4 protein-coding genes are annotated in these 14,829 nt (G+C 73.9%); all 4 read right to left on the bottom strand.

Annotated features, from left to right (window positions below):
• Positions 1–109: 109 nt before the first annotated feature.
• From ACZ4TR_RS43425 to ACZ4TR_RS43410, 4 genes are read right to left on the bottom strand one after another with little or no spacing between them, the layout of a single operon-like run.
• Positions 110–1,327, bottom strand: a complete 1,218-nt coding sequence (locus ACZ4TR_RS43425; protein ID WP_465294204.1) for a cytochrome P450 family protein — start codon at positions 1,325–1,327, stop codon at positions 110–112.
• Positions 1,328–1,338: 11 nt separating this feature from the next.
• Positions 1,339–2,211 (bottom strand): TauD/TfdA dioxygenase family protein, encoded by an 873-nt coding sequence (locus ACZ4TR_RS43420; protein WP_364525378.1) that lies wholly within the window; start codon positions 2,209–2,211, stop codon positions 1,339–1,341.
• A 22-nt stretch (positions 2,212–2,233) separates the two neighbouring features.
• Positions 2,234–10,840 (bottom strand): amino acid adenylation domain-containing protein, encoded by an 8,607-nt coding sequence (locus ACZ4TR_RS43415; RefSeq protein ID WP_465294202.1) that lies wholly within the window; start codon positions 10,838–10,840, stop codon positions 2,234–2,236.
• Positions 10,837–14,613, bottom strand: coding sequence for a non-ribosomal peptide synthetase (locus tag ACZ4TR_RS43410; protein ID WP_465294200.1), 3,777 nt, complete (start codon positions 14,611–14,613; stop codon positions 10,837–10,839). Before ACZ4TR_RS43410 ends, ACZ4TR_RS43415 begins: the two co-directional genes overlap by 4 nt.
• Between the last annotated feature and the right edge of the window lie 216 nt (positions 14,614–14,829).

Here is a 14,829-nt window from a genome sequence, read left to right as displayed (position 1 = left end):
GGGCGGTTACCAAGCACCCAAGGGTGGTGTTCGGTACGTCAAACACACCAAACGCCACATTGGGTGCGTGAGACGCAACCAATGCCACATTGGGGCGCTGGGGCCCGGCTCAGTGGAGGTGGACCTCCAAGGCGACCCGGTGGCGGCCCCGTGGCAGCGGTACCCAAGCCGGCTCCCGCACCGGCCGCACCGCGGGGAAGCGGTCGAACAAGCCGCGCAGCGCGACCTCCGCCTCCACCTTCGCCAGCGCCACCCCCAGGCAGAAGTGCGGCCCCCAGCCGAATCCGACGCTGCCTTCGCGGCCGCCGTGTTCGGCTTGCCAGCGGACGTCGGCCTTGTGCGGGTGGGCGAACTGGGCCGGGTCGCGGTTGGCCGCGCCGAGCACCGCCTGGACCGGGTCGCCCGCGCGGATCTTCACCCCGCCCACCTCCAGGTCGGTTGCGGCGTACCGGAGCCGGGCCAGCTGGACCGGGCCGTCCGTGCGGACCAGCTCCCGCACCGCCGCCGGCCACAGCTCGGGCTCCGTGCGCAGCAGCTCCCGCTGGGCGGGGTCGCGCATCAGCGCCAGCGCCGCGTTCGACAGCATGTGCGCCATCGTCTCGTGTCCGGCCAGCACCAGGAACACCACGAGCGCCACCGCGTCGACGTCGGTCAGGTCGTCCTGGGCGACGACCTCGCTCAGCAGGTCGCCGGCCGGCTCGGCCCGGCGCCGGTCGACAAGGGCGTGGCAGTAGGCGAACATCTCGCTCAGCGTCGGCGTGATCCGCGCCGGGTCGCCCGCGACGAGCACCTTGCCCCAGCGCCACCAGTTCGCCCAGTCCGTTTCCGGTACGCCGACGAGCTCGCACACCACGGCCATGGCCAGGGGATAGGCGAACTCGTCGATCAGGTTCACGGTCCCCGGCGCCGCGGCGAGGTCGTCGAGCAGGCCGTCGACGATCTCCTGCACCCGGGGCCGCAACGCGGCGACCCTCGACGCGCTGAAGGCGTGGCTGATGCTGCGGCGCAGCCGGGTGTGCTCGGCCCCGTCCAGGCTGAGCAGGCTCGCCCGCAGGTAAGGCAGGTGCTCCGGCGGCGTGCCCAGCGCGAGGAACGCCTCCTCCTGCGACTGCGCGCCCTGCCCCGGCAGGCCGGCAGGATCGTTGCGCACGGCCGGATCCGACAGCACGGCGCGGACTTCGGCGCTGCCGGTGACGAGCCAGCCCTCGCCGCCGTCGGGCAGCCGGGCCCAGCAGACCGGTGACTCGGCGAGCACGCGGTCGTAGCCGCGCATCGGGTCGTCGAGAACGGCCGGATCGCGGACGTCCACCACGGGTTCGGACGACATGGAGCTCCCTGTCAGCCTTTGAGCGGGCCGCCGTTGATGGCGACGCGGTTGCCGAAGCGGGTGTACGGGTAGTAGTCGTACGTCGCGTGGTGCTGGACGCAGCGGTTGTCCCAGAACACCAGCGTGTTCGGCTCCCAGCGCACCCGGCAGGCCAGCATCGGCCGGTTCGGCACGACGGAGAACAGCAGATCGAGCACCGCGCGGCTCTCGTCGCCCGACAGCTGCGGGATGTGCGAGGTGTAGGCCGGGTTGACGTACAGCAGCGGCCGGTCGGTCTCCGGGTGCCGCACCACGACCGGGTGCTCGCTGACCGGCGGCTCGTAGCCCTCCGGGATCTTGTGGCCGCGGAAGGCGTGCGCGCCGTCGTGGATCGCGGTCAGTCCGGCCAGCAGTTCCTTGAGCTTCGGCGACAGCATGTCGTACGCGAGGTGCATGTTCGCGAAGAGCGTGTCGCCGCCGCTGCCCGGCTCGGGCATCCGCGTGATGTGGAGCATCGAACCCAGCGACGGCTCGGCGTCGGCGGTGCCGTCCGCGTGCCAGCCGTTGCCGAACACGGTGGCCGCCTCCGGAGCGGTCGCGACCTCGAGGATGTACGGGTTGCCGTGCTCGGGCGGCGGGTTCACCGGACGCAGCTCGCCGAAGTGCGCGGCCAGGCGCTGGTGGTCGTCCGGCGTGATGTCCTGGTCGCGGAACACCAGGACGTGGTGGTCCAGGAACGCCGTCTTCAGCTCGGTGAGCTGCTCCTCGGTGAGCTCCCGGGCCAGGTCGAGGCCGGTGACCTCGGCGCCGATGACCGGGGTCAGGCCCCGCACCGCCAGCGTCCGGTAGTCGCGCGCGGGCCGCGTCGTGATCCGCTTGACCGCGTCGAGTTCGTACTGCTCCATGGTTTCCTTTCCTCCGTGGGTCTCACGGGCCGGTGATGGCCGCGGCCACCGCGGTGACGTGCGGGGCGCGCACGATGCCGTAGTGGGTGGCGGGCAGTTCGTGCCAACGGGTCGGCTCGGGCAGCAGAGTCCGCCAGCCGCCGCGATCCGCCACCGGCAACCCGGGTTCGGGATCGGCGGCGAGCCAGACGTGGCTGGGCGTCGCGGCCAGGCGCGGCAGCTCGTGCCCGGTCATGCTGCGCAGGTTGGCCCGGCACGCGCGCGCGAGCCGCCGGGCGTGCTCACCCGCGACGCCGCCGGAGGCGCCCAGCTCGCGCTCGAACACCGTTTCCAGCTGCGCGTCGCTGTAGTCCGCGGCGCTCGCGCCGGGCGGCGGCGGGTCGATGAGGTGCAGCGCCCGCACCGGCTGCCCGGCCGTCTCGGCTTCGGCGGCCATGCCGGCCGCCACCCAGGCACCGAACGACCACCCGGCGAGCTGCCAGGTGCGGCCGGGTAACTGCTTTCGCAGCGCCGCGTAGTACCGGCGGGCCCGGTCCGCCACCGGCCAGCCGGGTGGTTCCGGCCGGCTCAGCGCCGGGTCGGCGATCACGCAGACGCCGAGTTCCGGCGGCAGGGCCTCGACGAGCGGCCGGTAGGCGTGGACGTCCCCGCCGACCGGGTGCACCAGGCACACGGCTTCTCGCGTGGTCCCTTCGCGCCAGACCTGCACCACTACTTCGCCGGTGTCGGCCGCCTCGGAGAGCTTCGCCAGCAACGCGGCCATCGTCACTTCCGGGCCGAGCCACGCGAGGTCGAGGTCGACGCCGTAAAGGCGTTTCACCGACTCGACGACGTCCAGCAGCGTCAAGGAGTCGGCACCGAGGTCGTAGAGGGGCACGTCCGGGTCGAGTTCGGCGACCCCCAGCAGGGCACGCACCTCCTCGGTCAGGTCCGCTTCGGCCGGTGGTGCCACGGTGGGCGTGGTGTCGCGTTCGTGGAACCCGCGGGCGGTCTCGAGGCCGGTCGTCGCGACCAGGAGCTGCGGCAACCCGGTTCCCAGCGCGCGGACGAAGGTGCGGCGGCCTTCCTCCGTGCTCAGGCCGACGGCCAGGTGGGCCTGGTGCCGGGCGTCGGTTTCCAGCGCGGTGACGGCCATCCCGGTGTCGCGCCAGACGTCCCAGCCGATCGAGAGCCGGGCGGTCGGGCCGTCGCGGTGGGCGAGCGCGTCGAGGAACCCGTTGGCGGCGGCGTAGTCCAGCTGGCCGGTTCCGCCGAACTGTGCGGACAGCGACGAGCAGTAGACGGCGAACGCGGGCCGGTGGCGTTCGACGAGCCGCTCGGTGAGGAGGGCGCCGGCGAGCTTGGCGGACTGCGTGCCTTCGCCGCGGGTGGCGATGAGACCGCCGTCGGGGACCCCGGCCGCGTGCACGATCCCGGCCAGCGGCGCGCCGATCGCGGCGTCGACCTCTTCGGCGGTGATCTTCGTGAGATCCGCGGCCAGCAGGTCGACGCGGTCCGCCCACGGCTTGAGCGGCTCGGGCAGGTGGGGATTGCGTGCCAGCAGCACGACCCGGCCGGTGGTGCGGACGAGCAGCTCTTCGGCGACGGCGGTTCCGATGCCGCCGGTGCCGCCGAGGACGAGGTGGGTTCCGTTGGCGTGGAAGGGTTCGCCGGTGGTGACCGGCGTGCTGTCCTGCGTCCACCAGAAGCCGGCTCTCAGTGCGAGCCGGTCCGGTGGGGGTGGGCCGGTGAGGAGGTCGGCCAGCTGGTCGAGGCCGGGTCCGGGCAGGTCGACCCAGTAGCCGGGCACGCCGCTTTCCTGCGGGCCGACGGCGGTGATCCCGGCGAGCAGCCCGGCTTCGGGGCGCGTGACGGCGGTGTTCGCGGGCGCGGCCCCGGCGGACACCCACCAGGTCCTCAGTGGACGGTCATGCGCGGCCCGCAGCAGGGCCGCGGGGGTGTCCACGCAGGCCCAGCGGGCATGGTTCAGGGAGCTTTCGCCGACGGGACCGGTGATGCCGAAGGGGAGGGTGTGCAGCCAGTCGATTTCCTTGCCTGGCAGGGTATCCAGCACCTGGCGCAGCTGAGCGGCGTCGGCCGGATCGGCTTCGAAGGTGTCGGGGCCGAGGCGGGCGAAGTGGCCGGCGGCGTGGACCCGTACGACGCGCGGGTAGACGGCGTCGAGGGCGGGCGCGCTGAGCGGGCCCTCACCGGAGATGACCAGGACGCGATCGGTCCCGGCGGCAGCGGTCACCCGGCGGAGCCGGACCCAGGTCGGCTGGTGCAGCCACTCGGCTTCGGGCAGCCGCGTGACGGCGGCCCGGCGCGGAAAGTCGAACTCGCGCGCAGCAAAGGCGGGCGGCGGAAAGTCCCACGGCGCGGGCGCGGGGGACTGACCCCAGTCGACGGGAGTTCCGGCAACCCAGGCAGCAGCCAGTTCGGCGGGAGCGGCACTTTCACGTGAAAGTGCGGGCCTGGGGGCGACCCTTGCGGCCTCCGAAGGCGCGGCGGGAGCGGGTGTGCCTGGCACGCGCTCGGCGGCCGGCTCGGCGGGAGGGAGCGTGGCGCTTGGCATGGAGGCGGCGGGTGTGCCGAGCGCAGGCTCGGCGGCCGGCTCGGCTGTGCGCAGCCACTCGACCGCTGCGGCCGCGTCGTCGCAGGCCGCCGCCAGGCGCCATGGCTGCGACGGGCGGCCCGACTGGAGGTGCCGGAGTACGTCCACATAGGACTCCGGGTGCACCGTCAAGTACTCCGCCACCCGAGCCGCCTCGAGGCGCAGGGCCGACGCGCTGCGCGCCGAAAGCACCAGGCACCGCACAACATCAGGACGCGGCGGCGAAGACGGCCGGACGGACTCCAGTACCACGTGGGCGTTCGTGCCGCCGATGCCGAAGCTGCTCACCCCGGCCACCCGCGGCCCCGCGGGCCACGGCTCCGCCCGCGTCGGCACCCGGAACGGCCCCAGGTCCAAAGCCGGGTTCGGCGCACGGAAGTCGACCGTCGGCGGGAGTACGCCGTGGTGCAGCGAAAGGGTCGCGCGGATCAGGCCCACCACCCCCGCCGCCGCGCCGAGGTGGCCGAGCTGGCTCTTCACCGACGACAACGCGCAGCCCGTCGACTCGGGCATCGCCTCGCGCAGGGCCGCGACCTCGATCGGGTCGCCGAGGCGGGTTCCGGTTCCGTGCGTCTCCACGTACCCGACGTCGGCGCCGGAACGCCCGGCCCGCCGGAGCGCGGCTTGGATGGCCGCGCGCTGCCCGGCCGGGGACGGGGCGCTGTAACCCTGCTTCACCGCGCCGTCGTTGGTCAGTGCCGAGCCCGTGATCACCGAGTACACCGTGTCGCCGTCGCGGCGAGCCGCCGAAAGCGGCTTCAGCACCACCACGCCGACGCCGCTCGCGCCGACCGTGCCGTCCGCGTCGTCGCTGAACGGGCGGCAGTGCCCGTCCGGCGAAAAGATGTGCTGCGGCCGGTACCGGTACCCCCCGGCCAGGGTGACGTCGACGAGCACGCCGCCCGCCAGCATCACCTCCGCCTCGCCGCCGCGCAGCATCCCGGCGGCCTGGTGGACGGCGACCAGCGAACTCGAACACGCCGTCTGGGTCGTCAGCGCGGGACCACGGAGGTCGAGGTGGTACGCGACCTTCGTGGCCAGGAAGTCCTTCTCGTGGTGCAGCGCGAGCTGGAAGCCGTCCGGCAGCGCGGCCGGGTCGCCTTCGCGCAGCATCTGCTGGAAGTACGTGTTCTCACCGCACCCCGCGATGAGCCCGATCCGCTGGGTCCCGGGGATCCCGGCGTGGGCCAGCGCTTCGACGCAGGCCATCAGCAACTGCCGCTGCTGCGGGTCCATCAGCGCCGCGTCGCGGTGGCTGATCCCGAAGTACTCCGGGTCGAAGGCCAACGGGTCGTCCAGGAGGCTGCGCGCGCCGACGAGGCCTTCCGCGGCCGCGAACTCCTCGATGCCTCGCCGGCCGGCGACGACCAGGTCCCAGAACGCCGCCAGGTCCGGCGCGCCGGGCAGCCGGACCGCCATGCCGACCACCGCCACCGGCTCGTCGGCCGCACCGGAGTCCCCGGCACGAGCCGGGGCCGGACCGGTGCTTTCGAGGTGCCGCGTCAGGTCCCGGAGCGTGACGTGCTCGAAGAGGTCCGCCACGGTGAACCGGTAGCCCGCTTCCGCGCAGCGCAGGTGGAACCGCATCAGCGAGAGGCTGGTGGCGCCGGCGGCGAAGAACGTCTCGTCCGGACCGATCGGCGCGCCGGTCACCTCCTCGAACAGCGCCGCCAGCTCGCTCGAGGGAGCCGCGGCCGTCCGGTGGAGGTCTTCCCCGGGCGCGGAGGAGACGGCGTCCCGGTCGAGCTTCCCGCTGGGCGTGCGCGGCAGCGCGGCCACGACGCGGAAGCGGTCGACGCGCGCGTGCGGCGGCAGCAGCGGCACGAGGTGCTCGCCCAGTTCGGCGGCGGTCGGCGTCCGGCGGCATTCCAGGAACGCGGTCAGGCGGTCGCCTTCGGCCGCGACGACCGCGTTGACGACGTCGGGGTGCCGCAGCAGCGCGGCTTCGACCTGCCCGAGTTCGAGGCGGTGCCCGCTGAGCTTGACCTGCCGGTCGGCCCGGCCGTCGAAGTGCAGCAGCCCGGCGCGGTCGAAGTGCGCGAGGTCGCCGCTGCGGTAGTACAGCTCCGGCAGCTCGGCGAACTTCTCCGGAGCCGCTTCGCCGAGGTAGCAGCGGTTCGCCGCGAGACCACCGATGAGCAGCTCCCCGACCTGTCCCGGCGGCAACGGCGCGCCCGCGGCGTCGGCGACGCGCAGGACCGCGTTCGCCACCGGACGCCCGATGGCGGGCCGGTCGGGCCAGTCCGCGGGATCGCCGTCGAGGGTCAGCGCGCTGACGACGTGGGTCTCGGTCGGGCCGTAGTGGTTGTGCAGGCGCGCGCCGGGCAGCCCGGCGAACCAGCGGCGGATCGCCGGCGTGCACACCAGCTGCTCGCCGGCGGTGATCACGTCCTGCAGCCGCGAGGGGTACTGCCCGAGCCGGACGCCGTGCTCGGCCAGCAGCTGCAAAGCCACGTAGGGCAGGAAGATCCGTTCGATGCCCGCGGTTTCCAGCTGCGCCAGCAGCGCCGGGACGTCGTGCCGCCACTCCGGCCGGACCAGGTGCAGCCGGCCGCCGCCGCAGAGGGTCGTGAAGATCTCCTGGAACGACACGTCGAACGACAGCATCGAGAACTGCTGGGTCGGCGCGGGCGGCGCGTCCTGCCACTGCAGCAGGTTGGCCAGCGTGCGGTCCGGGACGCGCACGCCCTTGGGCACACCGGTCGAGCCGGAGGTGAACAGCGTGTAGAGCGGCCGTCCGGTGTGCCGGGCCGGGACGTCGGGCACCGGTCCGCCGGTGAGCGTGACGTACCGCCGTTCGATGTCCGTTTCGAACGCTTCCCCCGGAGCGAGCAGGACGCAGCGCGGCCGGACCCGGCCGAGCATGGTGCTCAGCAACGCGGGCGGGTACGCGGGATCCAAGGGCACCGCGGTGATGTTCAGCCGCGCGAGGGCGAGGAGCGCGACGACGTGCTCGGCGGACGGCCGGAAGTACAGCGCGATGTCGGTCGCGTCGCCGGGCAGGGTGGCGGCGAGGCGGGCCGCGTGCGCGTCCAGTTCGGCGTAGGTCAGGGTCGTGTCGCCGGTCAGCGCCGGGGCGTCGGGCGTGCGCGCGACCTGACGCGCGAAGCCTTCCGCCACGGTTTCCCAGGTCAACGCCGCCTCGGCGCCCCGGCCGTGGTCGCGGCGGTAGGGCTCGGCCAGCTCGGCCGGGGTCCGCGCGGTGCCGTCCAGGGCGCGGGCGAACACATCGCCGAGAGCCGCTGCCTCGGCTTCGGTGAAGTGGCCTTCGCCGTACTCCCAGAGGCAGTCGAAGCCGTCGGGCCGTTCCACGACCGACAGCGTGAGCGCGCACTTGGCCTCGGCCGCTTCGATCCACTGTGGACTGACCGTGCAGCCGGGCAGCCGCAGTGCTTCGAAGTCGGTGTTCTCCAGGACGAACAGGTAGTCGAAGGCCGCGTACCCGGGGTCGAGGTCGGCGAACGCGACGTCCTGGTGGTCCAGCGCCGCGCCCGACGCGTCGCCGAGCCGGCGGAGCTGGGTGTCCAGGTCCTCGTCCGGATCCACCGCCAGCGGCAGCCGGACGGTGTTGGCGAACATCCCGACGCCGTCCTCGAACTCCCGCACCGGCCGGTTGGCGACCGGCGCGGCGATCCGGGGCCGGGTCCGCCCGGTCACCGCGTAGAGGCTCCAGGCGAACACGCCGAGCAGGAGCTGGAAGCGGGTCAGGCCCAGCTCGCCGGCCCAGTCGTCGACGCGCTCGCGCCCGATCGTGGTGGTCCGCAGCCGTCCCGCGAGCGACGCGTCGCCGGCCGGCTCGGCATCGTCGGACCGGGCGGTCAGCTGAGCGCGGTAGCCGGGGGAGGCGAACCAGCGGGACTGCCACGCGGCGAAGTCGAACGGCGTGTGGGCGCCGGGCCGCGGCGAGGCGCCGGACAGCTCGTGGAAGAGGACGTTCAGCGACCAGCCGTCGACCGCGATGTGGTGCAGGCACAGCAGAAACGTGCCATCGGGCCGCCAGGCCGCACGCACGAGCGCGCCCGACGCGAGATCGAACGGCGCGGTGAAGAAGTCGTCCGAAGGTTCGGTCCACGGGTCGTACGGCGCCTTCGCCACCTGCCGCAGGCCGTCGGGAGTCGCCTCGAACGCGGTGCGCAGCGCCGGATGCCGTTCCACCAGACCACGCACGTTCCGACGCAGAGCGTCGATGTCGGGGGCGCCGGTGACGCGGAAGGCGAGCGGCACGTGGTACGCCGTGGACGCGGGATTGCGTTGCTGCAGAAGCCAAAGCCGTTGCTGCTCGCTGGTGGCCGGCGCCGTCGTCGCGGACGCCGGTGCGCCCGGCTCCGGGTACGCCGCCTGTCCCGCGGCCGAGACGGCGGCGGCGAGGTCGGCGAAGGTGCCGCGCTGCACGACCGAAGGCGCGAGGTCGACACCTCGGCGTTCCCGGATCGCGAACCGCAGCCGCAACGCCTTGAGCGAGTCGCCGCCGGACCGCAGCCACGTGTCGCCGGGGTGGAGATCCGGAATGCCGAGGACGTCCGACACGACGTCCAGCACTTCGCGCTCCCAGGGCGTCGCGTCCCCGCCGGTGTCCGGCCGCCACGGCGGGAAGCCACCCGCCAGCAGCGCGGTCTCGTCGACCTTCCCGTTCGCGTTCCGGGGCAGCGCCTCGACGCGGAAGACGAGGTGCGGACGCATGTAGGCGGGCACGGTCGCGCTCAAATGAGCTTCGAAGGCCTCGTAGGAAAGGTCACCGGCCACGAGGAAGGCGAGCAGCTCGGCGGTGGCCGCGCGGCGCACCGCCACGTGCGCCTGCCGGATCTCCGGGTGCGCGAGGAGCCGCTGCTCCAGCTCGCCCGGCTCGATCCGGAACCCGCGGACCTTGACCTGCCGGTCGGTGCGCCCGGCGTAGGCGAAGCGCCCGCCCGGCAGCACGCGGACGAGGTCGCCGGTGCGGTAGAAGCGCGCGCGGCCCTCGTCGAACCACGGCAGCCGGACGAACCGCTGCCCGGTCTCCGCGGGCAGGCCGCGGTAGCCCAGCGCCACCCCGGCTCCCGAGATGTACAGCTCCGCCAGCTCGCCTTCGGCGGCCACGCGCTCGTCCGCGGTCACCGCGACCGCGCCGGTGCCCGGCAGCGGGCGGCCGATCGGCACGACGTCGCCGTCGAAGCCCCGCGGGATGGCGTAGCTGAGCGCGAACGTCGTCGTCTCGGTCGGGCCGTAGCCGTTCTGCAGCCGGGTCGGCGCGTCCGGGTTGGCCCGGTACCAGCGGCGGATCAGCGGGGCGTTGAGCTGCTCGCCGCCGATGACGACCCGGCGCACGGTCGAGAAGCTGTCCGGCACGGTCTCGGCGACCGCGTTGAACAGCGTCGCGGTCACGAACATCGTGTCGACGCGCTCGCGCACCAGCGCGTCGGCGAACGCCCGCGGCTCCCGCACGGTGTCGTCGTCGAGCACGACGCACGTGCCGCCGGTCAGCAGCGGCACCCACACTTCGAAGCTGATGGCGTCGAACGCGGGGTTGGCCAGGCAGGCGAACCGCGTGCCGTGGTCGAGCCAGCCGGGTTCGGCGAGCCGGAGAACCCCGGCGTCACGGACCTCGACGCCCTTGGGCCGGCCGGTCGTCCCCGAGGTGTAGAAGAGGAACGACGCCGGTGCGGGCTCGGCGGGCACCCCGGCTTCGACGGTTCCGGCCAGGAGCTCGGCCGGGGTCAGCGGGGGCAGGCCCGGCAGCCCGTCGTGGACGACGGCGGCCGCGGCCGCGTCGGCGAGGATGACGTCGCGGCGCGCGGGCGGGCTCTGCCGGTCCAGCGGCACGACCTGGCCGCCGAGGCGCAGCACGCCCAGCATGACCTGGATGAGCTCCGCCGAGCGCGGCAGGCCGACGGCGACCGCGTCACCCGGCCGGATTCCCTTGCGGGACAGGGATTCCGCGACGGCCGCGGCGCCCGCGTCCAGCTCGGCGTAGGTGAGCCGGCGGGCGCCGTCGGACACGGCGACGGCGCCCGGGTGCCGCAGCGCCCGGTCGTGGACGCGGCGGGCGATCGAGGTCATCGGGCCGCCAGCTCGGCCGTGACGACCTTGGCGACCAGCGGGAGCGCGTCGCTCTCGAGCATGTCCCAGTGCCCGCAATCGGCCGGGACCACTTCGAACTCGCCGCGGACGCGGCGGCGCCAGAACTCCGCGGAGCCCGGGATCGTGTCCTCACCGACGGCCTGCACGAACACCACGCGCGCCGCCGTCTCACCAGGGTCGTGCTCGCGCGCGGTCAGCCGGTTGTGGTTGTACGTGCGGTGGTAGCGCTCGATCTGGGCGTCCTCGATCCCCGGGTACATCCCGTTGAAGCGGACCAGCTTCTCGCGGAACTCCGCCGCGGGCACCGGTTCGATCGCCGCCTTCGCGGCCGGGTCGTCGGTGGCGGTGGTGTCGAGCAGCACGACGCTGACGCGCGGGTGGTGCTCGGCCAGCCGGCGGCCCATCTCGTAGGCGACCAGACCGCCGTAGGAAAGTCCGCAAAGGACCAGCGTTTCGCCGGGAGCCGGCTCGACGAGCCGCAGGTACTCCTCGGCCATCGCCTCGACGCTCGGCAGCGGCTCTTCACCGGCGTTGAGCCCGGGGGACTGGATCCCGAGGACACCGGCGTCTTCGGGCAGCGCGGCGCTGAGCGGCAGGTAGCAGAACGCGGTCCCGCCGGCCGGGTGCACGCAGACGACGCGAGCCTCGCCGGTGCCGCGGCGGAACTCGATCAGGCTGCCGCCGCCGCCGGGTGGGCTGTCCGCGCGCAGGAGCGCCGCCTGCGCCTCGATGGTCGGGTGCAGGATGACGTCGCGGATCGGCAGCTCGCGGCCGAACTCCGCGCCGATCGTGTGGGCCAGCTTGATCGCCGAGATCGACGTGCCGCCGACGTCGAAGAAGCCGTCCGAGACGCCGATCGCGGGGTGCAGCAGCAGGTTCCGCCAGATCCGCAGGAGCGCGAGCTCGACGTGGTCGCGCGGGGCGGCGGTGTTGACCGCGGCGGGCGCGCTCGCGCGGGCGTGCGCCAGGACGGCGTCGCGGTCGAGCTTGCCGCTGCGGCTCAACGGCAGCCGGTCGAACTCGGCGAACACGGACGGGATCATGTAGTCCGGCAGCCGGTCGGCGAGCGCCGCCCGCCACTCGTGGGGGGTCCGGCCGCCGCCGACGACCCCGGCGACGAGCCGGGGCTCGCCTTCGCGGTCCACCAGCACGGCGGCCTCCCGGACGCCGGGGACGGCCAGCAGCGCGGACGTCACCTCGCCGGGCTCGATGCGGAACCCGCGCAGCTTGATCTGGTCGTCGCGGCGGCCGGCGTACTCGGCTTCGCCGTCGGGCAGCCACCGGGCCAGGTCTCCGGTGCGGTACATCCTTTCGCCGGACACGAACGGGTCCGCCACGAACCTTTCCGCGGTCAGCGCCGGTCGGTGCAGGTAGCCACGCGCGAGGCAGTCGCCGGCCAGGAAGACCTCGCCCACCACGCCCGGCGGCACCGGGCGCAGCCGCTCGTCGAGCAGGTACAGCCGTGACCCGGGCAGGGGCCGCCCGATCGGGGCCGGGCGGTCCAGGGGCTTCGGGTCGAAGTGCGCGGTGGCGTAGAGCGTGGCCTCGGTCGGCCCGTAGCCGAAGCAGATCCGCAGGCCGGGCAGGGCCGCGGCGAAGCGGGCGAGCGCGGCGTCGGTCAGCGGTTCGACGCCGGTGAGGACCTGCCGCAGCGCGAGCCCTGCCACCCGGCTGAGGTCTTCGTCGATCCACCGGACGTAGGCCGGCGGCAGGAACGCCTGCACCACCCGGTGTTCCCGCAGCCACGCCATCAGCGCCGCGGGATCGGGCCGGACGTCTTCGGGCACGACGTGCAGCACGGCGCCCGTGGTCAGGGGGAGCAGCAGTTCGTGCACCGAGGCGTCGAAGCCGATGCTCGACCACGCCGACGTCGCCTCGCCCGGCGTCGCGCCGAACCGGTCGAGCCACTGGTCGAACAGGGCGAGGATGCTGTGGTGGGTCACCGCGACCCCCTTCGGGCGCCCGGTCGACCCCGACGTGTAGATCACGTAAGCCGTCTCCCCGGGGCCGGTCGTGACCGGTGCCCGGGTCTCGGCGCCCTCGGCTTCGAGGGCCGTGACGTCGTCGCTCAGCACCAGCACTGGGCGCGCGTCCTCGACCATCGCCGCCAGCCGGGCGGCCGGCTGGGCCGGGTCGAGCGGGAGGTAGGCGGCGCCGGTCTTCAGCACGCCCAGGACGGCGACCACCAGCTCCACCGACCGTCCACTGAGGACGGCCACGACCTCGCCCGGCCCGGCTCCCCGGGCGCGCAGGGCGTTCGCCAGCTTCGTGCTGCGGCGGTCCAGCTCGCCGTAGGTGAGCGTCCGGCCGGCACAAACGAGCGCGGGGGCGTCCGGGGCCGTCTCGGCGTGCGTGGTGAAGCGGTCGACGAGCCCGCCGGGGCGCCGGCGCGGACTCGGCCCGGTGCTCCAGGTGGTGAGGATTTCGCTCCGTTCGGCGTCGTCGAGGAGTTCGTAGCTCGCGATGTCCGAGTCCGGCCGCGCGGCCAGCTGGTCCAGCAGCCGGACGAGGTACGTGCCGTACCGCGCGGCGGTGGCGTGGTCGAAGAGGGCGACGGCGTAGTCGAGGTGCCCGGCGACGTCGCCGTTCTCCTCGGCCAGGCCGAGCGCGAGGTCGAACTTCGCGGGGGCGTGCTCGACGTCGAGGGGTTCGGCCGTCACGCCCGGCAGCTCCAGGAGATCGTGCAGGGTCGGCACCCAGGCGACCATCGTCTGGAACAGCGGGGTGTGCGCGGGGCTGCGCGGCGGGTTCACCAGCTCGACGACCCGTTCGAACGGCAGCTCGACGTGGTCGATCGCGGCCCGCAGGTCCGCGCGGACCTGCTTGAGCAGGGCGGCGCCGGTGCGGGCACCCGTCAGCTCGGCGCGCACGGCGAGGGTGTTGACGAAGAAGCCGATCGTGTCGGGGTGTTCGCCGCCGGCGCCGCGGTTGGCGGTGGGGACGCCGACAACGATGTCAGACTGCGCGGAAAGCCGGGAAAGCAAGATGAACCAGCAGGTCAGGACGGTCGAGTAGAGCGTGACGCCGTGCTCGCGCGCCACCGCCTTCAGGCGCGCGGTGAGATCCGATCCGAGGGAGAGCGGCACCCGGGCGCCGCGGTGGTCCTGCCGGGCCGGGCGCGGCCGGTCGGCGGGCAGCTCCAGCACCGGCGGCACGCCGTCGAGCCGGTCCTGCCAGTAGGCCTCGTGCGGGGCCGGGCCGGGGCCGGCCAGCCAGTCCTGCTGGGCCCGGGAGTGCTCGCGGTAGGGCCGCGCGGGCGGCAAGTTCGCCGCCACGCCGCTCACTTGAGCGGCGTAGAGGATGCCCAGCTCGCGCAGCAGCAAGGTGCGGGACCAGCCGTCGAAGACGATGTGGTGGACGGTGATCAGCAGGACGTGGTCCTCGTCGCCGGCGGCCAGCAGCCGGGCCCGGGCCAGCGGGGCCCGCGTCAGGTCGAACGGCTCGAACGGGTCGGTGCGCCGCAGTTCGGCCGCTTCGCCCGGCCGTCCGGCGACATCGGTGACGGTGCAGGGAAAGCCGTGACCGGCGGGTTCGACGATCTGCGCAGGCCGGCCGTCCTCGACGACGATCCGGGTGCGCAGGGCCTCGTGGCGATCGGTGAGGGCGTCGAAGGCCCGTCGCAGTGCCTCGCGGTCGAGGGGACCCCGCAGGGCGAAGGCCATGGTCTCGTTGTAGGCCGGGCCGGCCCCGTCCAGCTGGGAGACGGTCCAAAGGCGCTGCTGACCGGACGACAGCGGTGCGGACACTCGCATCGAGGACGGCCTTTCCGGGCGGGGCGGGCGAACCGGTACGGCGTTGTGCCGTCGCAGCCGAAGTCGGGGAAACGCTCTCTGTCAGTCCCGACAGTTAACACCACACCATCAGGTGATGACGAGGGGTGACAAAAGTTTGCCCGGAAGTCCCTGCCACGCGCGGCGAAGTCCCCGCGGTGAACGCGGCCAGGGCCGGAAGCGGGTGGCTTCCGGCCC

Source organism: Amycolatopsis sp. NPDC028719 (assembly GCF_055565395.1).
This window is presented reverse-complemented; position numbering and strand designations above follow the sequence as displayed.